The organism is Pseudomonas sp. zbq_18 (assembly GCF_043102245.1).
In the GTDB taxonomy this organism is placed as follows: domain Bacteria; phylum Pseudomonadota; class Gammaproteobacteria; order Pseudomonadales; family Pseudomonadaceae; genus Aquipseudomonas.
Genome location: NZ_JBICIT010000010.1, coordinates 40,296 through 58,045, shown reverse-complemented (window position 1 = coordinate 58,045; position 17,750 = coordinate 40,296). Strand labels below are relative to the sequence as shown.

The window sequence follows — 17,750 nt, the reverse complement described above, 5'->3', positions numbered from 1 at the left end:
TCAGTCCCCGACTACGCCGTCACCGCCAGCCTGGCCCAGGCCAACCGGGCAAGGACTTACCACGCACTGCGGGCAGTAGCGGAATGGGGCTGCATGCGGGCAATCGGCAGGCGCTGGCGAGCACTGAGGCCCGTCCAGAAATTGCTCGCGCTCATGCAGACGGCTGCGCAGCTCGTAGCCCATAAGCGGCCAGACCTTGGCCTCGGCGTTCTGCCGCGCGATCTTGCGGCCAAGCTCTGCGTCGAAGTTCTCCGGGCTAGCACAGGCGCTCTCACCAGTGACGGTGAAGCCATTGCGCAGCACCAAAACGCAGAAGGTCAGCAGGTGCAGCGGGCTGTTGCTTGGCACCTTCGGCTGGTGCATTGGATCGCTTGCGCCGTCGCTCCCCTGGGCGCCGGTGAAGTAATGCTCGCTGGCGATGTTCGCCTTCAAGTCGTCAGGAGTGATGCGCGGTGCGGTCAGCCCCTTGGACTGGATCTCTTGCTCAATAGCCTGGTCGTTCATGGTGTTGCTCCGATCATGCACTTGCTGTGCAGGGTGATGAGCTGCTCCTGCAGGCTCAGGATTTGGGCTCGCTGGGTTTTGATTCCGGCAACGAGGGCTGGATAAGCTCGTCGAGCAGCGGGAGTAAGTTCTGGGGTTCCTGCATCAGGCTCGCCGGCAGCGGCCCCGGCTCCGTCCACTCGCGCGCAGGTGGCAGCGACTCGCAGCCCGCAAGTGCCATCAGCAAGGCAGCGGCGCAGGCTCTCGGCATAGTCTTCGGCACGTTGTTTCTCCTGCAGGTAGGTGGTTTCGATGGCGGCCTGGTCGGCGGCCAGCTCGCGCTGGAGACGCAAGGTGACGCGCAGTGACGCCGCCTTACTGGTCGCTTCGTCACGCTGCGTCACAGCTGCGTCACGCTCACTGGTGACGTGATCGAGGCGCCAGAGCGCGGCGAGCAGCAGCAGGCCCAGGGCGGTGCCGGCAATCAGTAGAAGGCGGGTCATTGCACGCTCCAGCACTTGGCGTGGCGCTCAAGCTGGCGCGTCCACACACCCCAGCAGCGCTTGTTGGGCTGGCCATTCACCAGCGTTGAGCAGTCGTAGCCGGCGGCCTTGCGCCACTGCAGCAGCGCGTCACAAGCCTTGGTGTACTCGCCGGCCAGCAGGTGCCGGCGCATGGATGACTTGCGCCAGTTGGCGCCGCCGTACTGGCCGGAGAAGTCGAGGTAGAGGTCGTATTCCTCTTGAAACAGCTTCACACCAGGCAGAGAGGCGCGGAATCGCTGCTCTTCCTCGTCGTGCAGTGCGCGCGCCAGGTACTCGGCGCGGTCGCGGGTGATCGGTGGGTCTGCCAGGGTGACGGGTGTGCCGTCCTCGTAGCGGGTCGAGCCGTAGCCAATGGTGGGTACGTCGCCCTTGGTCGGAATCACAGGGCCGGGGGTAAAACCTTCGGATGCCTGCCAGGCAGTGAAGCCTGCAAGGCTCATCGCCATGGCTGCGACCAGAGTGCGCGTGCGGTTCATGGCATTTCGCACTGATCGCGCAGGGCTGCGATTCGTGCTGCGCTTTCGTCAGCCTCACGCTTATCGCGGCGATGCTGGAAATAGATATTGGCGGCAAGGCCGATAAGGGCAATCAGGACACCGCTCAGGCCGAGCCAGTTGATCTGGACGAACCAGCCATACAGGCCGGCAATCGCCCCGCCGATCATTCCCTTATTGGTGACCGAAACGACAACAGCGTCTACGACGCCCTCATTGACCTGCTGTGCCATGCCGTTCTCCCGTGCCGGCCAAATGCTTGAACGGGATGCTATGAGCCAGCAGAAGAGCCAGCGAACCCTACAGGGGGTTACACCCAAGCCTTGTTGTGATGCGGGCCGTCTTCCTGAGTGAGCCGGCGAAGGTCGGCATCAGGGCGCTCGCCAAAGTAGGCAGTGAAGATGCGTTCGGACAGTGCAGCGCGGTTCTGGTCAAACATTTCCGGGTCTGGGGTGCTGAACGCACGAAAGAGAGCCCAGTGAACCAAGTGCCGATGGTGGGCGGTATGGATTTCGGGCTTCGAAGTGCCAGAAGTGCTCAGCCCGCGCAGAGGCAGGCGATAGCCCTCAAGCAGCAAGCTCCCGTCCGCGTCAGGCTTGGGCACCAGACGCAGGCTAGTGTCGTTCTGGATCGCATACTCGGGTGCGCCTGAACGATCACGCCAGCCATTCAGGTGCTCGTTAAGCCACTCCTGCGAAACCAGCTTTACCGCGCGGCGCTCGGTACAACCGGGCAGGAGCAGCCTCAGATGGTCGATTTCGTACAAAGCCGGGTGCAGCTTGTAGCTGCTCTGCCCTGCCGAGACTGGCACCTCGCAGACCGTAGCATCATCAGACTCATGCAGCAGGCGCCCACGAATGCACGCCTCCTGCTCAGCCTCGATGAGCCAGGCAGCCACTCGCACCTTGTCGAAGAGATACGGCGCGACTTCATCCTGGGCCTGGGTGCGGAAGTCCTTTTCCAACTCATCGAGGGTCATTTACAGCACCCCGAGCAGATTGACCTTGTTGCTCAGTTCGGCGCGCGCTTTGTCCAGCCCCTTGTTCTTGGCAAACTTGAGGCCGTAGCGACTACCCAGCTCGTTGAGCGCTTCAAGGCCCATGGTGCTGATCTGTTGATGCAGGTCAGCCAGGTCTTGCTCGCGCTTCTCTGCCTCCACGTCCTCGCGGGCCTGGGTGGTCAGTGCCTGGGCGATGGTGGCGGTCTGCGCCGGATCAGCGGCGGCAGCCTGCTCAGCGCTGGCTTTCTGGAACAGGTCGGCGTGGCGCAGGAACTGGCGCGCCAGCACGGCCGGCAACACCTTGACCTCGCCCTGCGCGAACTCTAGGCCGCTCTTGTACAGGCGGTCGGTATAGCTCGGCTTGTGGCCGATGTACTGGACGGCCACGCCGGCAAGCACTACCTCGCCACGCTCGCCCTGGTTCGCCGCGGCGACCTGCAGGGCTGCGATCTGCTCACGCAACGCCTGAACGTCCTGCGGGTCAGGTAGGTGCTTGGTCGCATGTACCACTGCGCGGAACAAGTAGTCCTTGGCCTTCTGCTCAGCCGGCAGCTCAGCATAGGGCAGGCAGCACGGGTGCGTCTTGGCGGCCTCGTCCTTGACCTCGCCATACGTCCAGCCGTCGGCAACTTTCTGCGCCAGCCAGCTTTCGTGGCTCTGCTCAGGGGTGGCGTCGGGGTTGGCCAGGTGCATTTCCACGCCGGCCAAGGCGGACTGCTGCTGCCACTCGGGCGCATCGTCCCAAGTCGGCTGACTGGTATCGCCCAGGCTCAGGCAATACGCGGCGTTGATAGCGTGCGCAAGCTGCGCGATGTAGATGGGTTTCATCGGGCGATCCCTTGTAGGAATGAGGTAGGAAAGCCGGCGCTTGGCCGGCTATCCCGAGGGCTTACTTGCCTTGGCGCTCGCCATGCACGACTACCTGGGCCACACCAACCTGGGCCACAGCAGCGCCCTTGATGGTCAGGATCAGGTAGGCGTCTTTCGGCAGTGCCTTGAGCTTGCTGGCAGCCGTGGTGCGCAGGCGCGCAGCAGCCGACAGGGCCAGGGCGGAACCGAACGCAGTGGCGCTCTGCGGCAAGCTGGCGTCGTCCACGCCGTCGGCATAGGCAAAGCCCAGGTCGCCGGTCACGGAGGCGCCGAAGTGATCGGAGACGATGACTTGCACGTCCTCGATCAGGAAGCCGGCTGGCAGCGGGTACTCGAACTGCACCACGTCGTTGATCTGCAGGGCAGTTGCCTGCTGGCTGTTGGCCGGTACGCCCGAGGCGTTGGTTTCCAGGGTGTAGCGCAGGGTGGTCAGGTTGCCGTAGCGTGCAGCGCCGCCGAACTGACCGCCGCGCGGTTGGATCTTTGCAGTAGACATAGTGTCTCTCCTATCGCATTAGGCGTTGGGGGCGGCCGAAGCTGCCCCCGTGTGAGTTACATGCGAGCGCCGATGATCGGCACTGCCGAGTCGATGGCGATGACGCCGTGGTCGGTGTACTGCAGGCCGTTGGTAGCCTCCACGCCCCAGCGGATCTTGCTGGCACCGAGGATCGCGCCGATCAGCAGCTCCAGCTTGTCGCCGTGATCCATGTCCTTCTCCGACCAGAAGAACGGCATGCCGGACTGGCCAGCACTGCCCCAGGCTTGCGCCAGCGCCTGGCCGCCGAGCAGCAGGGCGCGGTCAACGGCATGGGTGGTGCCGAAGGAAGCCGGCACCAACACCTGAGACTCGGCCTCGCTGTCGTAGGCGGCGCAATACTGGATCGCGTCACCCGCGTAGAAGCGGATCGGCTTCGGCATTTTGATGATCAGCATGTTCGACCAGATACCAGCATCGACACGGAAGATCGGGTGGTTCTTGGCGTTGGCAGCGCGGTTCAGGGCAGCGGCCTGCCAGCTACGGAATTTCTCCTGCTTGGCGAAGGCGTTGTACTGAGCCGGCGAGCACAGCAGCACGCGCAGCGGGCTGTCCTCGGCGGCCTCGTCACCCATGAACTTGACCGGCGGCGGCGGCAGTTCCATCTGATCCACCAGCGTGGCGATGGAGTCCACCACGTCCACGTCGAGCAGGTCGGTGGTGGTGATGGTCAGGTCGCCCGCGTTGGGGATCACGCCAGTCAGGGCGCCGCCGTCGGCGACATAGTGGCGGTTCTTGGTCGGCGCCTTGACGCGGTTGACCATGATTTCCGCAAAGCGGTCATCAGCAGCCAGCGGCACCATCCACTCCTTGTTGTAATGGAAGCCACGCGCACCGGCCATCTGGATCAGCTGGCTCTGGTCGATGTAGTGATCCATGTAGAACTTGGCTTTCGGGCGACCAAGGCGGCGCAGGTCATACGGGCTGCGGATCTGATCCATCTGCGCGCCCATGTCGATGGGGAAGCGAGCCTGGTTCACACGCAGGGTGTCGGAGCCGATCTTGAAACCGGTGCCCTTACCCTCGGCGTACTCGCTGCCCATGATCGGGAAAGCGTTGTCCGGCTGCAGGAAGTGGAATTTCACCTCGTCGCCCTTGCCGCGGGTCAGGTCTTTGGCCTGCACAATGGGCATGTAGGTGTTTTCCGACTCGGCCTTGATCTTCTGCTCGGCGTCCTTGGTGCCGTCGGGCATCGGGGCGGTCAGGCGGTTGATCACCGACTTGCGGCCCTGACACAGGGCGAACAGGCCAGCGGCCTGAACCAGCATCGCGTTAGCGTCACCTGCTGGGGTATTGGTTTTAGCGCTCATGGCTATCTCCTAATGTGACGGGTCGGCGCTTACATGCGCCAATTCAGAAATGCCTCGACCTTTTCCTGCGGCATCGAATTGAGCCGCGCGGAAAGATCGTTGGGACTTAGGGAGGCCAGCACCTCGAACTCGGACGCAGCACCTCCGGCAGCCCCTGGAATGTCCGAGAGACTGACCGGCGCTTGCGCCTTGGTTGAGGCGATGACTTGTTGCGCGGCAGTGCGGGTGCCCGCCTGCGGCGCTGGCGCTTTCTGAGTGGCCTTGAAGGCGTCGAGCAATTCCACGGCCTGCTCGACCGTCGCGTCGTCGAGAACGGCATTGATCCGCTCCTGCACGAATGACGGCTGCGAGTTGACCCAGTTGTCGAAGGCATCGCTCTCGACAACCTCCTGCCAGTCGGCATGCTTTGCCGCTACCGCCTCCGCGAAGGTCTTGGTATTGGCTGCCTGAGCAGATTGCTCGCGCTCTTTCAGGAGCGTGGCGACCTGCTGCTCCAGCTGGTCAACCTTGGCCAGAACGGGCTTGACCCGCTGCTCGGCCAGTTGGTTGATACCGTTGGCCAACCCTTCTTCGGAGAAGTCACCGAAGATGGCCGGGTCTACGCCTGCATCCAGTGCGGCCTGGGCGGTCGCAAGTTGCTGGTCAGTCGCAGTCGGGGCGATGCCGGCATCTGCGCGGGCCTGGGCCTGCGCCTTGAGTTCGGCAATCTCCTGTTGGGCAGCTTCTAGCTGGGCCTGGTACTCGGTGGCCTGCCCCTTCCACTGCTGCTTCTCCGTGCGCTCGGCTTTCAGCGTTGCGTAGGGGATGATGGTTTTCCCATCCTTGGCCACGACAACGGCGTCGTCGGGCTCGTCAGCCGATTCGGGGTCGGTGGTGCTCGTGGCGTCCTGTGCCTCGGCCTGCTTAGCTTCCGGTTCGGGGGTGGCTTCGGGCGCGCCACCGTTTTCCGACGACGAAACGTCGGTATCGCCCTGTGCGCTCAGCGCCATAAGCTGAGCGGCCTGCTCCGGGGTAAGCCTGCCGTCTATACCTTCCTGCTCAAAAAACTGGTCGATCTTGTCCATGCCTGTCCCGCCACATATCGCCGTGGCCGCAAGGGTTTCAGCGAGGGGCCGGGCGTTACCGCCCTGCGCATCGTCGGGCGCGTGCCCGACTTGGCGTGCAGTGTCGAAAGGCAATGGGTTTTGATCGAACCCTACAGGGGGTCACCAGCAGGCCATGGCCGGGCAAAGTGACTCGGGCTCACTTTGCTGCGGGCGAAAAAAAGCCCGCTCGCGGCGGGCTCAGGGGCGCATCACGCGCCAGGGGGTAGGTTGTCGCCAGGGTTGGGCGTCTCGATGCCCTGCATCGGCGATCCCGCCTGCTGCGGTACTGGCGGATAGGTCGGACTGGTGTTTGCCTGCACACCCACAGCAGGATCTACCGCCAAAGGTGCGGCCTGCGGAGTCGGGAAGTTCGGGTCGTCGCCGGCTGGATTGGGTCGTTGCCAGCCAGCGCCCTGCATCACCTCGTCGGCGATGGGTGCGATCATCGGCATCTGCGCCACCTGGGCGCCGGCCTGCATGGCCGAGAATGCTGCCTGAACGCCGATCTGCACCGCGCGCGCATCGCTCTCTCGCATCTGACTGCCGGCCACGCGCTCTTTGATGTCCAGCTCACGCGCCTTGAGGTCGTTGCCGGACTGCGCCAGGGCGTCAGCCACGGCCTGCTTGACCTTGGCCTCGACCTGTTCGGGCGTGTCCTGTGCGCTGGCGTTGCGGATGGCCTCGACAATATCGCGTTTGAACGGTACGTCCATGAGACTGACCATGTAAGGCAGCACGGCGGCCTGGTACTGCGGCGGCAGCGACTTGACCGCCTCCGACAGCGCGCTGAGCTGCTGGCCGCGGTAGCTGTTGGTGCTCGGTACGTCCTCCAGGGCCACCTTGAGGCGCGTGCGCTGCAGGTCATTGCTCAGGTAGTCAATGCCGTCCTCACTCTGCTCAGGCTTGTTGATCTGCACGGTGCGATCATCGCGCACCGCATCGCCTTCGATCACGATGGTATGCGGCTCGCTACCCATGTCCTCGACGATCATCGCCAGCAGCAGCTCTCCCATCTGCGCACGGGCGGCGCGGAAGTTGTCCATGATGACGCCCAGGCTCTGATTGCTCTGCTCGACCTGGATTTGCTCCTGCCGGCCTGACGTGGCCGTGCCCTCCTTGCCCATAAACCCGCTGGTGACGGACGACACGCGCTGAATCGCTGCGCGGTTGTCCTGCATCATCTGGAATTGCTGGTTGTTCAGGGTGAAGTCACGCTTTACCTCGAAGCGCGCGCCCTGCTGCGCCATGGCCTGCGGGTCGAGCACAATGTCGGCGTCGATGCGCGATACCTGCTGACGGAACTGCGCGTCAGTCATGGCCACCGCACCCTTGGTGCGCTCGGTGCGCACGGCGCTCATGCCCCAGCGCAGCTTGCTGATGCCGCTGTTGAGGCTGTCCTGCGGGTAGATCATCGACCGCACATAGCCAAACGGCACCTTAGTGGAGTCTTCGCGGAAGCCCCAGAACGGGACATACGGATAGTGGCTATGGGTGTAGGGCGTCGGGGCGTCATCCAGACAGTAAGGGCCAAGCCAGTAACTGCGGCGCACACGACTGACCACTGCAACACGATACTTACCTGCGCCTGATGCCAGCGCCAGCTGATGAGCCAGGTTGCTTTCGTCGTACTCGACTACGCGGCCATTCGGCGCCGTGATAAAGCCAACCTGCACCCAGCGGCGATACCACAACTCGGCAATGCACACCTTTTTCGAGGTCGGATTGAACCAGCGATCCTCGGCGATGGTGCTTGCGCGGGCCGTCGCCCAGGCGTTGCGCAAGCCAGTGGAAGTGCCGCCATCCAATCCGCCCAGGTAGTTGTCATACCACGTCGGGCCATGCGTGCTGATGCGCTCGATAAGCTCGCGGTGCGCCGGAAACATCATAGCCAGCACATTCGGCCGCACCCAGCGCTGCCGGCGCAGCCAGCGAGCATCTGAAAGGTCTGCTTCCTCGCACGTCATGTCCCAATGGATTTCGTTGCGATGCACTGCCTGGCAACGATACGCATACTTGGTCGGGTCAGACTCGCGCTTAACCTCGGCCCAGCCCAGGCCGACGGCGATCTGCGGGCGGAACGCCTCGCTACAGGCGCGGTCAGCCTTGGAGTGACGCTCGGCCTGGTTGAGCCGGTAGTTGAGCGCATCGGCCACGTCTTGCCCGCCTACGTCACCGTCCGGTGTCACGCGCCAGTCGGTGCGCGTGGTGCTCTCGTAGCCCTGGATGCTGAGCAGAGCCGGGCCGATCAGATCCTCGACGGCGGGCGGGATGCCGAGCGCCTTTTGCCGGGCCAGTAGCTCGCTGTCGAGCTGGTTGCCGTCGGCGTAGTCCATTTCCTTGTCGGCCGTAGCTCGCCACGCGGGCTGGTTCTCGATTTCCTCGATGATTTCGCGGTACTCGGCCTCGGTCAGCGCCAGAGGATCACGCTCTACCGCTGCTTCACCTTCGCCCTCGGCCAGGTCATCGTCGATCAGGTCTGTGTCGTACATAAACGGCGTCCTCATGTGCGCCAGTCAGGCGGCGGGGATTCGGTGTAGGTTTGCGCGCTGTTGTTCCCGATCATTCCCAGTTCTTTGGCTTGCGCCCACTGCCGGAAAGCATCGGCGCCTTCGCTACAGCCGTTGGCCTTGTTCGGCTCATCGTCGAGGTAGCGGCTTTCGGCGCGGTTGAATTTCTTTTTGTACCCATCCAGCCGTTTAATGCCGGTCGCGCACCCTTGCTCGTCGATGAAGGCGCCCTTCATGTGCTTGCGGGTCTGCTGAATGCCGGTCATCAAAGCGCTGATGCGAGGCACCACGAAAAACCGCTGGCCGGGCATGAGCCCTTCCAGCATTTCCTTGGTGCTGCGGTTGTAGTCACTCAGGCGCTTGTGCGCTGCGTCGTGCGGTAGGTAGTGGGCGCCAAACAAAAAGCCGAGCTTCTGCAGCTCCGTGGCGTAGTGATTGAGGTCTTTGCCGTGTTCTTCGTAGTAGCCGATGAACCGATCTTCGCCGCGCAGCTCTTGGTGGAACCAGATCGCGCAGCCGTCGCTGTTGCCTATGTCCCAGAAGGTATTAACCGGCAGGTCGAGTCGCGGCACGCGGGTGATACCGCCACGCTGGCGCAGCGCAAGCATGTCGTCGCCGTAGTAGTTGCCCTCGGTACTCTGCTGGAATGCCTCGCTCGGCGTACTCGGGTACTCCTGCCACATGCGTTCTTCGGCGCCGGCAAAGTCGGCGCGCTTGGTGGCGACGTACCATGCCCGCTGCTCGATGTGGATGCGGCAGTCCATGGCCTGCTCGATCTTGTCGAAATACTTGTGCTCAGCGTCCGTAATGTCGATGCCGGCGCCTGGCATCCGGTACTTGGGCTCTTGCCACCAGGCGTAGAAGTGAAAGCGGTAGTCGCGCGCGGTCAGGATGGCTTTGTCGGTGTGCAGCTTCTCGGCGCGCTCGCACAGCTTGTAGAAATCGCCGTCAGTGCCCTCGGCCGTACTCTCGATCACCAGCACGCCATTGGTAGGCACGGCTGGGATCGAGCCCGTCATCACCTCCTTCGCCTTGTCGGGGAACTTCGCGCAGATTTTCCCAAACTCGGAGACGTGCAGGCGGTGGATAGTGCCCGAACGCATGGACGTGGCCACGCGCACAGAGCTGTTGTTGTGGGCAAACAGCAGCTCGACGGCGCTGTCGCGGGCCAGCGGGAAGCGCTCTCGAATCTCGGGCGGCAGGTTGTTGTAGGCAAACCGCACCTTGTCCCGAAAGATGGCCTCGGCCGCCTCTCGATCCTGGGCGATGATTCCGCAGCGCTGGTCGCTGTTGAACAGGGCTTGATCCAGCCACATGACAGCGATCAGCGTGGTAAAGCCGAGCTGGCGTGCTTTCAGGATCAGGTTGCGGTGCCAGAGGCGACGGATAAAGCGCTTCTGCGCGGCATTGGGCCTGAACGGCAGCACCATCGCGTCAGATTCGGCGTCATCGTCGCCCTTGACCATGATCTTGTAGAGGCAGCCGCTGAATAGCCGCCATTCCGGGTCTTTCAGGCAGCGCTCCAGTTCCTCGGCGTTGCTGGGCAGGGGTAGCAGCGGCAGATTCAGGCCAATGCGCTGCTCAGCAGCCGGCACAAGCGCGGTCGGCGGCATGCGCACCTCGATCATTCTTCCGCCTCGCCGTGCTCAGGGTCGCGCGCCACGGGCACAAAGCCGTTACCCGTGCCTCCGCTCACGCGCTCCAGCAGGCTGGCCAGCGGATCAATGCGCTGCTGGTTGTCCTTCTCGTACAGGCCCAGGTGCTTGAACAGCTTTTCCATCGCCGCATCTTTGCTGTGCGTCAGCACCTCGATACCGAACTTGGTTTGCTTCACGCCTGCATAAAGCGCCAGAGCAGCCGGGCTCAGGCTGCGGGTATCTCCGATGCGCACGTCAATCTGCCCATCGCCGTAACAGTTCGCGCACTCCGGGTTGGGTCGAGCGCGTCGATCAAAGCCAAAGCCGCCATCGTCAGTTGGTAGCGCCACCTGCGGCCGGTGTTCGGCGCGTCGCTCTTCGTTCAGTGCCTCGATGCGCAGCGTGGCGTCGGCAAATTCCTCCGGGTCGCGCCACTGATACTTGCCGCCAAGGCCATGGCAATACCGGCAGCAGTTGTAATGCACGGCACTCAACTCGCGGGCGTCGGCGGTGAGCTGGTGCCACGCCTCGCGCAGCACGCGGTCTGCGGTAATTTCCGTGCGTTCCTGCTGGCGAGCGCGCGCTTCTGCAATGGCCGCAACAATCTGAGGTTTTCTCAGGTTTTCATACCCGATTTCAGCCGCGGTTTTCTCGCTGTAACCAGCCCTTATGGCTGCCTGGGTGGCATTCAGGTCTGTGAGGTACTCATCGACAAAGCGAGCCTGCAGCGGGGTTAGCTCGACCTCGGCCTCTTTGACCTTGACCTTGGGCTTTATCGTGCGCGCAGCAGTACCGGCCGCCTTGGTCTTGGCAGCCGGCTTGCGCTTGGTGGGGGTGGGCTTTGCGCCCTTGGCGGTCTTGTCCATGCCGGCAGGGTCGCCGGCACAGGGTCAAGGGTCTAACTCTATAGGGGGTCGGCTGACCGCTTACCTATCTCGGCGGCAACGCGGACGATAGCGCGGCGAAGTGCTGCGGCAAGGTCTTGTTGGTAATGGACGTACTCATGAGCCTCGCCATATCCCGCGCGAAAGGCAGACGCCTCGTCGCCGCGATATGTGCCTGGAGTAACCTGCAGGTTGAGTGCCACCGCCAGCCGCAGCGCGTCGCCGTCGTCGGTGAGTGGGTTCCACCAACCATCACCATCTGGCCGGTGTATCGCGCTGATCTTTTCCCAGCCGATAGAGGTATGTATCTCTTCGGTTCGGTACTCACCGACCTCACCTGCAGCCTTCGCCGCCAGCTCCAGCAATTCACGATCTTCCACCGCATTTCCCTCACAAGGCCGGCATCCATGCCGGATAGCCAATTAACAACAGGGGTCTACTTGGGCCGTTCCGAATACATGGACCTAATGGCCTCGACGTACTCTTCCATCGTGTTGTGCAGGTCGCTGGGCAGGTCGCCCGTATGCAGCTTGTCGTACACAGCGATCAGCAGGCGACGGCAGGCGTCCAGTTCCTCTAGCGCTGCCTGATGCTTGGCAATTGCCTCTTTGGCCTCCTGCAGATCGGCGAACGTGATGGGCTTCATCTGCTTCTCCTGTGGGTTATCAAGTCTCACGCATTCGCCTGGCATACGTCCAGCAGGGTGAGCTGGGGGGTGTCGGTCATGCGCAGCTCTCGGCGCATGGCGTCTACGGTGCTTTCGAGGCGGCGCACTTTCAGGGCCAGTTCGGCGTTGACGACGGTGGCCTGGTGGCCCAGCTCGATCTGCGCGGCCTGCACCGCAGCACCGGCCAGCATGCCGCCCAGTGCGCGGGCCTCGGTCGGGGTCAGGTGTAGCACCTCGTCGCCAATGTCCAGCACGACAGTACCATCGGGCAGCCTGGTCTGGCTGATCGGGCGGGCGTTGTCCGGCTTGAGCGCCACGACGTATAGGCCGCGGCCGGCGCGACGGATGAAGTCCTCGCCGACCAGATGCTTGAGGCGGTCGTCAACGATGCCCATTTTCAGCCCGGTCATGCACTGTACCGTCTCGCGCGTGGCGACCTGACCAAGCCCCTGGAGTTCGCGCACCGCGTCCAGCACGATCTGCGTCGATGATTTGCCGTCAGCCATTGTTCGCTCCCCTTTCGCCAATGATAAGCCCTGCCTCTTGCAACTGCTGCCACTGCTCTTCCAGCCAGCGACGGAAAACCTCGTCACCCATGCTGCTCTCGCGCCTTTTTCAGCTCCCGCGCCAGGGCGCTGTACTTCTCCTTGATCTGTTTCAGGTCGTCGATGCTGTAACGCTTGGGCGCGTGCGGGGCTTCCAGCCAGGCCACAGCGTCGGCGCCGATCTTGGCTATCAGGCCGATGCGGTACTCGATGAGGTTGCCGGACTTGCCCATGTTGCAGTTTCGGTTGCACTGCACATGCACGTTCAGTGGCTCGAAGCGCAATTCGGGGCATGCCTGGGTGGTTCGGTAATGCCCGGCCGCGTACTGCACGTTCGCGGTAGTGCCGCAACTGATGCACGGCTGTCCGTAGTCACGCTCGCGCACCCAGGCGTTGAAAGCCTGCTGCGCCTCCTTCATGTACTCGGCGCGGCCCTTGAGCTGTTCCTTGCGGGCCTTGATGGCTTTGCGCTCAATCTTGGCAAGGGCGGTGCGCTCCTTCTGCTGCTTGTCGCGGGCGATCTGCACGCCACACTCCGGGCTGCACCACGACTGGAAGGGCTGCGCCGGTACGAACGGCTTGCGGCAGGCACGCACGGCGCACTTCTTCGACTTGCCGCTCAGGGCTTTCAGGGGCTTACGGGTGGCCAGGGTCATGCTCTCGCCCTCTCGTCCGCGTCGATCAGCTTGGCCACCTGCAGGCGGTCGGGCGTGTAGAGGCTCGGCGCCTTACCGCCTGGGCGCGTGATCCCGTAGGTAACTTCTGGCGTGCGGAACTCGGCCACCGTGTAGCCGGCGCTGGTTTCCCAGCAGCCTGGCTTGATGTTGCCATCGGCGTCGCGCTTTGGGCGCCACTTGATTGCCTGAGTCATGTGCGGCCACCTTTCGCGGCCTGGGCCTGCAGGCAGCGCAACCGCTGTTTGCGTGCCAGCTTGCGCAGTGCGCGCTCCTGGCATTTGCCGGGATCGGGCAGGCCGCGGTTCAAGTCGTAGCTCGTCTCGAAGGCACGGCGACGTGTTGGCAGGATCGCCGGCGCATGGCTGACACCCAGCACCGCGGCCAGTGCAACCGCTTTCAAGATGCAGAACAGAAAATTGCTCACGCTGCCACCTCCCACTGCTCGGGCATTGCGCCTTTGGGTTCGCCCCACTTGACGCCCTGGTCGGCGCCGAACGCATACATGAACTCGATCAGCTCCCCCAGTTCGGCCACGCTCATGCGCTTGGTGCTCACGCCCAGCAGGACAAAGCCGCCATTGATCCCGGCCGCCATACGCACCTCCTGGCGCACGGTGGCGGTCATGATGTTTTTCCAGTCCTCGGCATCAAGGTGCTGCATCACTCCATTTACCGCCCACGGCACTTGCCGGGCGATGTCGCCGAGCATCGCCCACAGCTTGGCGTTCTGCTCCAGGGTGCGGCGGCTCTTCACTGGTCGCACGATGACTTCGACGGCGCCGTGTGGCGCCAGCTCGGTGGCGAACAGGTATGCCAGTCGGCACACATCGCGGATGCGATTGACGCCAGGCGCGAAGAAGTGCCGGCTCTTGAGTTTGATGACCTCGCCCATCACTCGACCTCCGCGTGGTGCCAAATGCCGCGCACATGCGCCAGCGCCTCGTCCTGGGTGCATTGCTCGCCGACCATGTAAAACGACTTCCAGGGCAGGATCACCAGCCAGCAGGACTTCACGACCTCGCTCATGTGTGCGCCTCCTGCTCAGCTATGGCCGCGACAGCCTCCGCCTTTAGCTTGGCTAGAGCCCTGCGCTCCTTGCGCGCATCCCAGCGCGCTTGAATGTCCTTGCGCCGACGACGGCCTTGCAGCCCATCACGGATAGCGCGCAGCTTCTCGCGGGTTTGCGGATCAGGCTTCGAGCTGTTACCGGTCAGGAGGCCGGCGATAGCCAGGCCGTTCGGGCTCGGTGCTTCCTGGGCGTACTGCAGCAACAGGCGACTGGCCTCCGCTGCCGGCAGGCGACCTAGATTGCGCGCTTGCTCGATGGCGCGGATGCGCAGATCAGGGTCGAAGCCCAGCGATACCTCCCACTTGACCGGCTGCGCCTCCTGGCGAGCCTGATCGGTCAGGCGGTCGTAGGCGTTCAGGAAGGCCATACGGGCGCCCACCTTGTCGCGGGCCGCCAGAATTGGCCGGGCAACCTGCAGAGCTGCCATGATTTCGCTGGTCAGCACCACGGTGTCGCACTCATCACCAGCCTGCAGCGCGATTGCCCATGCTTCGTCACGACCTGGGCGGCCGTCTTCGACATGAACGCGCTGCAGGATGGCCGCCAGTGTCAGCTTGCCCGTCAACTCTCGACGACACGCCTGCAGGGCGCGCGTTACCACGTCCTCGCTGTAGTCGCTCAAGTCCTGCACCATCATCTGCGCGGCCGGGGCACTCAGCTCCTGGCCAATCAGCTCGGCGGTAGCGAACAGCGCCACCAGCAGATTGTCCTGTTGCATGGCGTTAAGCATTCGACTCCCTCCTTGCCCGTTGCTCAGCAAGGGCTTGCTCTAGGGCGCTGACATTCGCCTTGGTCTTTTCCATCTGCCGGGCTTTGCTGCCAGTCATCTGCAGGTTCGTGGCCCACTGCGTCCGGTATGCCTCGGCCTTGCTCAGCAGGTTGCCGAAGTCGTGGCAGGTGCGGATCAGATAGCTGTCCTCGATCCCGACGTAGAACGCCGCCACCGCGGCCGCTTCACCGCCCAGGCGTTTCAGTAGGTCGTTGACGTTGCGGTTCACCTTGGCGTTGCGGATCGGCAGGGTTTGATAGCGGGCTTCGTAGGCGGCTGAATAGGCCGACCAGATTTCTCGGCAGGCTTCCTGCCTTGCCTGCTCAGCTTCATCCTTCGACCTGCCCTTTGCCGGGCTGGCCGGGACGGCCGGCAAACAAGATGGCGGTTCTCCTGACGGTTCAACTGATGGTTCTATTACGGTTCTGGGTGCGCCTGGTTCACCCCTCCCCTGCGCCTGGTTCACCCCCCCCCCTGCGCCTGGTTCACCCCCCTCCTGCGCCTGGTTCAGGGGGTGCGCCTGGTTCACCCCCTGCGCCCCGTTCGCCCCTTCCTCTGTCGGGTGCTTGCGGCGACGGCGCTTCGGTGCGGCAGCCTGCGGCTCGTAACGCTCCGGCACGACGGTGTAGTAGGTGCTGGAATTGGTGCGGTATTCGCGCTGCACAATGCGCGCCTCATGCAGCCAGGCAATCGCCTCCTGCACGGCACGGCTCGACAAACAGGTGCGCTTGGCGATGCTGCCGACGCTTGGCCAGCACACGCCCTCGTCATTGGCTTGATCGGCCAGGGAAATCAGTACGGCCTTCTGTGCAGCGGTCATGCCCTGCAACGGCCAGCACTGCGACATGATGACTGTGCTCACGCCACCACCCCGGCCTGAGCGGCATCGTTGGCGGCCAGTCGGTACTCGGCCACGCGCACCAACTTGCCCTGGCGGTTCTGCACCTGCAGCCAGTGGGTTTCGATATTCATGCCAGCCTGGCGCAGCTCGTCGATGCGCGAAGCCAGCCTGGCGCAACCGTAGTGATTGAGCGCCTGCAGAGCAGTGAGAGAGTTGCCCGCCTCCAAGTGGCGACGGATCATGGCCCGCTGGGTGTTACTGGTCTTGAGATTGGGATTTTCGTTCGGCATACTCCCCTCCGACTATGTAAGTGAAAGCCCGGCCGCTCCCCAGCAGATCCGGGCTTTTTCTTGCCTACTTCTTTTCCGTCATCAGCTCTGGTGACAGCTCCAGACCGAGCGCTGCCAGCACGCGCAGCGACTCGGCTACTTCTTTGCGCATGTGCAGGCTGCCGACCTCGTGCAGTTCCAGCCCGAGCGCAGCCAGCAGCTCAGCGGTCTTCGCCAGTTCACCACCCGACTTCATGCGGCTCACTGCGCTTTCGCTGATGCCCAGCCCTTCCGCCACGCGCTTCTGCCCAACGCCAGCAAGTGCGCGCAAGATGGCCGCTTCGTTCTTGCTGGCTAATTCGCGCTGACTCATCTGGAATGGCCTCAAGCCGCCGTGGTCGGCTGGCTGATAGCCGGGCACAGATCAGCGGCTTTGAATGCGCCCTCAGTTACGGCCTCCGCTCGGACAGCAACCAGCGCACTCATCCGCGATGAGCCAGAAAGCCATTGCGAGACAGCTGACTGCGTAACGCCAAGCGCCTTTGCGGTCTTGACCTGATCGCCGAAGTGACTGATCAAACCCTGTACGGTGGTGCTCATGGTGAAAGCCCTCTATAAGCAGGTTTATACAGTACAGAATAAGGAGACTTTTTTGCAAGCGCATAAGTGCGCTAATACATTCGCCCCATGGATACTCTCGCTCACCGCATCAAGGCGGCCAGAAAATACGCAACGCTCACTCAGAAGCAGCTCGCCGATGCTGCCAAAGTTGAGCAGCCGCTCATTTCCCAGTTAGAAACCGGAAAGACGCTCAAGACTGCTTACCTGGCCCACATCGCCAAGGCGTGCAGGGTCAGCGCCTTATGGCTTGCTACCGGGGAAGGTGTGATGGTGCCAAGCCATATCAAGGGCGACGGTTCTATGAACCTGCAGAAGCCGTGGGACGATTTAAACGAGAGCCACGCCAATGTCGTGGAAATTCAACAACCCCATCGCTTAGCCAAGGAGTACCCATTGATTAGTTGGGTGGCAGCGGGAAGCTGGCAAGAATCATGTGACAACTTTGCACCAGGCAGCGCCGATGAGTGGCTGCTATCTACTGAAAACGCTGGGCCACATGGCTATTGGCTGGAGGTCAAGGGCAACTCCATGCTACCGACCTTCACCCCAGGCATGCGCATTCTGGTGCGCCCCGAGGGCTTCGATCTGGTCAGCGGCAAGTATTACATCGCCAAGCTATTGGACACGGGGGAAACCACGTTCAAACAGTTTGTGCGTGATGCCGGGGTCGAGCTGCTGCAGCCCCTCAACCAAGCATTCCCCATCATTCCGATCACAGACAATGTGCGGCTCATTGGCCAGGTCATCGAGGCCAAGCTGCCGCCCATCTTCTGAGCGCGCTTTACGTTCGCAACGCTACGAAGGGACTTCATGTTGCGTTATTCCTTTATTGGCTTCTTCGCGCTACCGCTACTCATTGGCTTGCTCCGATGAGTTCGATATAGCCACAACAACTCTCCGCCCTCCCCACTAAAGCCTGGCACGCGCCGGGCTTTCTCGTTTC

The 17,750-nt window shown here is 63.0% G+C and carries 26 protein-coding genes; 1 reads left to right on the top strand and 25 read right to left on the bottom strand.

What is annotated here, in order from left to right; genetic code table 11:
- The 25 genes from ACF8C6_RS09065 to ACF8C6_RS08945 form a co-directional block, all read right to left on the bottom strand.
- Complete coding sequence (locus ACF8C6_RS09065; protein WP_392498989.1) at positions 1-504, bottom strand: Gp49 family protein; 504 nt, start codon at positions 502-504, stop codon at positions 1-3.
- Positions 501-986 (bottom strand): lysis system i-spanin subunit Rz, encoded by a 486-nt coding sequence (locus ACF8C6_RS09060; RefSeq protein WP_392498988.1) that lies wholly within the window; start codon positions 984-986, stop codon positions 501-503. The genes ACF8C6_RS09065 and ACF8C6_RS09060 overlap by 4 nt, the downstream gene beginning before the upstream one ends.
- Entirely contained in the window at positions 983-1,504 is a 522-nt protein-coding gene (locus tag ACF8C6_RS09055) for a glycoside hydrolase family protein (RefSeq protein ID WP_392498987.1), read from the bottom strand. Before ACF8C6_RS09055 ends, ACF8C6_RS09060 begins: the two co-directional genes overlap by 4 nt.
- Positions 1,501-1,755: a holin gene (locus ACF8C6_RS09050; protein WP_392498986.1), complete on the bottom strand. Its 255-nt coding sequence runs from the start codon at positions 1,753-1,755 to the stop codon at positions 1,501-1,503. Before ACF8C6_RS09050 ends, ACF8C6_RS09055 begins: the two co-directional genes overlap by 4 nt.
- Before the next feature lie 77 nt (positions 1,756-1,832).
- On the bottom strand, positions 1,833-2,501 hold the full coding sequence (locus ACF8C6_RS09045; RefSeq protein ID WP_392498985.1) for a hypothetical protein: 669 nt from the start codon (positions 2,499-2,501) through the stop codon (positions 1,833-1,835).
- Entirely contained in the window at positions 2,502-3,350 is an 849-nt protein-coding gene (locus ACF8C6_RS09040; RefSeq protein ID WP_392498984.1) for a RyR domain-containing protein, read from the bottom strand.
- Positions 3,351-3,411: 61 nt separating this feature from the next.
- Entirely contained in the window at positions 3,412-3,888 is a 477-nt protein-coding gene (locus ACF8C6_RS09035; RefSeq protein ID WP_392498982.1) for a hypothetical protein, read from the bottom strand.
- A gap of 56 nt (positions 3,889-3,944) precedes the next feature.
- Positions 3,945-5,237 carry a DUF4043 family protein gene (locus ACF8C6_RS09030; protein WP_392498981.1) on the bottom strand — a complete coding sequence of 431 codons (1,293 nt, stop codon included), beginning with the start codon at positions 5,235-5,237 and terminating at the stop codon, positions 3,945-3,947.
- A 29-nt stretch (positions 5,238-5,266) separates the two neighbouring features.
- Entirely contained in the window at positions 5,267-6,301 is a 1,035-nt protein-coding gene (locus tag ACF8C6_RS09025; protein ID WP_392498980.1) for a hypothetical protein, read from the bottom strand.
- 230 nt (positions 6,302-6,531) lie between these two features.
- Positions 6,532-8,811, bottom strand: coding sequence for a hypothetical protein (locus tag ACF8C6_RS09020; protein WP_392498979.1), 2,280 nt, complete (start codon positions 8,809-8,811; stop codon positions 6,532-6,534).
- Positions 8,812-8,822: 11 nt separating this feature from the next.
- Positions 8,823-10,457: a terminase gene (locus ACF8C6_RS09015; protein ID WP_392498978.1), complete on the bottom strand. Its 1,635-nt coding sequence runs from the start codon at positions 10,455-10,457 to the stop codon at positions 8,823-8,825.
- Positions 10,454-11,332 (bottom strand): terminase small subunit, encoded by an 879-nt coding sequence (locus tag ACF8C6_RS09010; RefSeq protein ID WP_392498977.1) that lies wholly within the window; start codon positions 11,330-11,332, stop codon positions 10,454-10,456. The genes ACF8C6_RS09015 and ACF8C6_RS09010 overlap by 4 nt, the downstream gene beginning before the upstream one ends.
- Before the next feature lie 38 nt (positions 11,333-11,370).
- On the bottom strand, positions 11,371-11,730 hold the full coding sequence (locus ACF8C6_RS09005) for a hypothetical protein (RefSeq protein ID WP_392498976.1): 360 nt from the start codon (positions 11,728-11,730) through the stop codon (positions 11,371-11,373).
- Positions 11,731-11,786: 56 nt separating this feature from the next.
- Complete coding sequence (locus ACF8C6_RS09000) at positions 11,787-11,996, bottom strand: hypothetical protein (RefSeq protein ID WP_392498975.1); 210 nt, start codon at positions 11,994-11,996, stop codon at positions 11,787-11,789.
- Positions 11,997-12,022: 26 nt separating this feature from the next.
- The gene (locus ACF8C6_RS08995) at positions 12,023-12,523 is read right to left on the bottom strand and encodes a hypothetical protein (RefSeq protein WP_392498974.1); all 501 of its coding nucleotides are present in this window, start codon (positions 12,521-12,523) and stop codon (positions 12,023-12,025) included.
- A gap of 83 nt (positions 12,524-12,606) precedes the next feature.
- A complete protein-coding gene (locus ACF8C6_RS08990; protein ID WP_392498973.1) occupies positions 12,607-13,218 on the bottom strand; it encodes a recombination protein NinG in 612 nt (203 codons plus the stop codon).
- On the bottom strand, positions 13,215-13,433 hold the full coding sequence (locus ACF8C6_RS08985) for a hypothetical protein (RefSeq protein ID WP_392498972.1): 219 nt from the start codon (positions 13,431-13,433) through the stop codon (positions 13,215-13,217). The genes ACF8C6_RS08990 and ACF8C6_RS08985 overlap by 4 nt, the downstream gene beginning before the upstream one ends.
- Positions 13,430-13,663, bottom strand: coding sequence for a hypothetical protein (locus ACF8C6_RS08980; protein WP_392498971.1), 234 nt, complete (start codon positions 13,661-13,663; stop codon positions 13,430-13,432). The genes ACF8C6_RS08985 and ACF8C6_RS08980 overlap by 4 nt, the downstream gene beginning before the upstream one ends.
- Positions 13,660-14,130 (bottom strand): recombination protein NinB, encoded by a 471-nt coding sequence (locus tag ACF8C6_RS08975; RefSeq protein ID WP_392498970.1) that lies wholly within the window; start codon positions 14,128-14,130, stop codon positions 13,660-13,662. Before ACF8C6_RS08975 ends, ACF8C6_RS08980 begins: the two co-directional genes overlap by 4 nt.
- Positions 14,130-14,264, bottom strand: coding sequence for a hypothetical protein (locus ACF8C6_RS08970; protein WP_392498969.1), 135 nt, complete (start codon positions 14,262-14,264; stop codon positions 14,130-14,132). The genes ACF8C6_RS08975 and ACF8C6_RS08970 overlap by 1 nt, the downstream gene beginning before the upstream one ends.
- On the bottom strand, positions 14,261-15,037 hold the full coding sequence (locus ACF8C6_RS08965) for a hypothetical protein (RefSeq protein ID WP_392498968.1): 777 nt from the start codon (positions 15,035-15,037) through the stop codon (positions 14,261-14,263). The genes ACF8C6_RS08970 and ACF8C6_RS08965 overlap by 4 nt, the downstream gene beginning before the upstream one ends.
- Positions 15,030-15,938, bottom strand: a complete 909-nt coding sequence (locus tag ACF8C6_RS08960) for a helix-turn-helix domain-containing protein (protein ID WP_392498967.1) — start codon at positions 15,936-15,938, stop codon at positions 15,030-15,032. The genes ACF8C6_RS08965 and ACF8C6_RS08960 overlap by 8 nt, the downstream gene beginning before the upstream one ends.
- Entirely contained in the window at positions 15,935-16,207 is a 273-nt protein-coding gene (locus ACF8C6_RS08955; RefSeq protein ID WP_392498966.1) for a helix-turn-helix domain-containing protein, read from the bottom strand. Before ACF8C6_RS08955 ends, ACF8C6_RS08960 begins: the two co-directional genes overlap by 4 nt.
- A 64-nt stretch (positions 16,208-16,271) precedes the next feature.
- Entirely contained in the window at positions 16,272-16,559 is a 288-nt protein-coding gene (locus ACF8C6_RS08950; RefSeq protein WP_392498965.1) for a CII family transcriptional regulator, read from the bottom strand.
- An 11-nt stretch (positions 16,560-16,570) separates the two neighbouring features.
- Positions 16,571-16,786, bottom strand: coding sequence for a transcriptional regulator (locus ACF8C6_RS08945; protein WP_392498963.1), 216 nt, complete (start codon positions 16,784-16,786; stop codon positions 16,571-16,573).
- 87 nt (positions 16,787-16,873) lie between these two features.
- Here ACF8C6_RS08945 and ACF8C6_RS08940 point away from each other — a divergent pair, with 87 nt between their 5' ends.
- Positions 16,874-17,581 (top strand): helix-turn-helix domain-containing protein, encoded by a 708-nt coding sequence (locus tag ACF8C6_RS08940; RefSeq protein WP_392498962.1) that lies wholly within the window; start codon positions 16,874-16,876, stop codon positions 17,579-17,581.
- Positions 17,582-17,750: the final 169 nt, after the last annotated feature.

Bases quoted from the DNA above. Each gene is read 5' to 3' on its own strand.
- ACF8C6_RS09050 (WP_392498986.1), bottom strand. From the start codon at position 1,755: ATGGCACAGCAGGTCAATGAGGGCGTCGTAGACGCTGTTGTCGTTTCG.
- ACF8C6_RS09040 (WP_392498984.1), bottom strand. From the start codon at position 3,350: ATGAAACCCATCTACATCGCGCAGCTTGCGCACGCTATCAACGCCGCG.
- ACF8C6_RS08975 (WP_392498970.1), bottom strand. From the start codon at position 14,130: ATGGGCGAGGTCATCAAACTCAAGAGCCGGCACTTCTTCGCGCCTGGC.
- ACF8C6_RS09065 (WP_392498989.1), bottom strand. From the start codon at position 504: ATGAACGACCAGGCTATTGAGCAAGAGATCCAGTCCAAGGGGCTGACC.
- ACF8C6_RS08965 (WP_392498968.1), bottom strand. From the start codon at position 15,037: ATGCTTAACGCCATGCAACAGGACAATCTGCTGGTGGCGCTGTTCGCT.
- ACF8C6_RS09055 (WP_392498987.1), bottom strand. From the start codon at position 1,504: ATGAACCGCACGCGCACTCTGGTCGCAGCCATGGCGATGAGCCTTGCA.
- ACF8C6_RS08970 (WP_392498969.1), bottom strand. From the start codon at position 14,264: ATGAGCGAGGTCGTGAAGTCCTGCTGGCTGGTGATCCTGCCCTGGAAG.
- ACF8C6_RS09000 (WP_392498975.1), bottom strand. From the start codon at position 11,996: ATGAAGCCCATCACGTTCGCCGATCTGCAGGAGGCCAAAGAGGCAATT.
- ACF8C6_RS09010 (WP_392498977.1), bottom strand. From the start codon at position 11,332: ATGGACAAGACCGCCAAGGGCGCAAAGCCCACCCCCACCAAGCGCAAG.
- ACF8C6_RS08990 (WP_392498973.1), bottom strand. From the start codon at position 13,218: ATGACCCTGGCCACCCGTAAGCCCCTGAAAGCCCTGAGCGGCAAGTCG.
- ACF8C6_RS08995 (WP_392498974.1), bottom strand. From the start codon at position 12,523: ATGGCTGACGGCAAATCATCGACGCAGATCGTGCTGGACGCGGTGCGC.
- ACF8C6_RS08955 (WP_392498966.1), bottom strand. From the start codon at position 16,207: ATGCCGAACGAAAATCCCAATCTCAAGACCAGTAACACCCAGCGGGCC.
- ACF8C6_RS09035 (WP_392498982.1), bottom strand. From the start codon at position 3,888: ATGTCTACTGCAAAGATCCAACCGCGCGGCGGTCAGTTCGGCGGCGCT.
- ACF8C6_RS09015 (WP_392498978.1), bottom strand. From the start codon at position 10,457: ATGATCGAGGTGCGCATGCCGCCGACCGCGCTTGTGCCGGCTGCTGAG.
- ACF8C6_RS08940 (WP_392498962.1), top strand. From the start codon at position 16,874: ATGGATACTCTCGCTCACCGCATCAAGGCGGCCAGAAAATACGCAACG.
- ACF8C6_RS09020 (WP_392498979.1), bottom strand. From the start codon at position 8,811: ATGTACGACACAGACCTGATCGACGATGACCTGGCCGAGGGCGAAGGT.
- ACF8C6_RS08985 (WP_392498972.1), bottom strand. From the start codon at position 13,433: ATGACTCAGGCAATCAAGTGGCGCCCAAAGCGCGACGCCGATGGCAAC.
- ACF8C6_RS08950 (WP_392498965.1), bottom strand. From the start codon at position 16,559: ATGAGTCAGCGCGAATTAGCCAGCAAGAACGAAGCGGCCATCTTGCGC.
- ACF8C6_RS09045 (WP_392498985.1), bottom strand. From the start codon at position 2,501: ATGACCCTCGATGAGTTGGAAAAGGACTTCCGCACCCAGGCCCAGGAT.
- ACF8C6_RS08945 (WP_392498963.1), bottom strand. From the start codon at position 16,786: ATGAGCACCACCGTACAGGGTTTGATCAGTCACTTCGGCGATCAGGTC.
- ACF8C6_RS09060 (WP_392498988.1), bottom strand. From the start codon at position 986: ATGACCCGCCTTCTACTGATTGCCGGCACCGCCCTGGGCCTGCTGCTG.
- ACF8C6_RS09025 (WP_392498980.1), bottom strand. From the start codon at position 6,301: ATGGACAAGATCGACCAGTTTTTTGAGCAGGAAGGTATAGACGGCAGG.
- ACF8C6_RS09030 (WP_392498981.1), bottom strand. From the start codon at position 5,237: ATGAGCGCTAAAACCAATACCCCAGCAGGTGACGCTAACGCGATGCTG.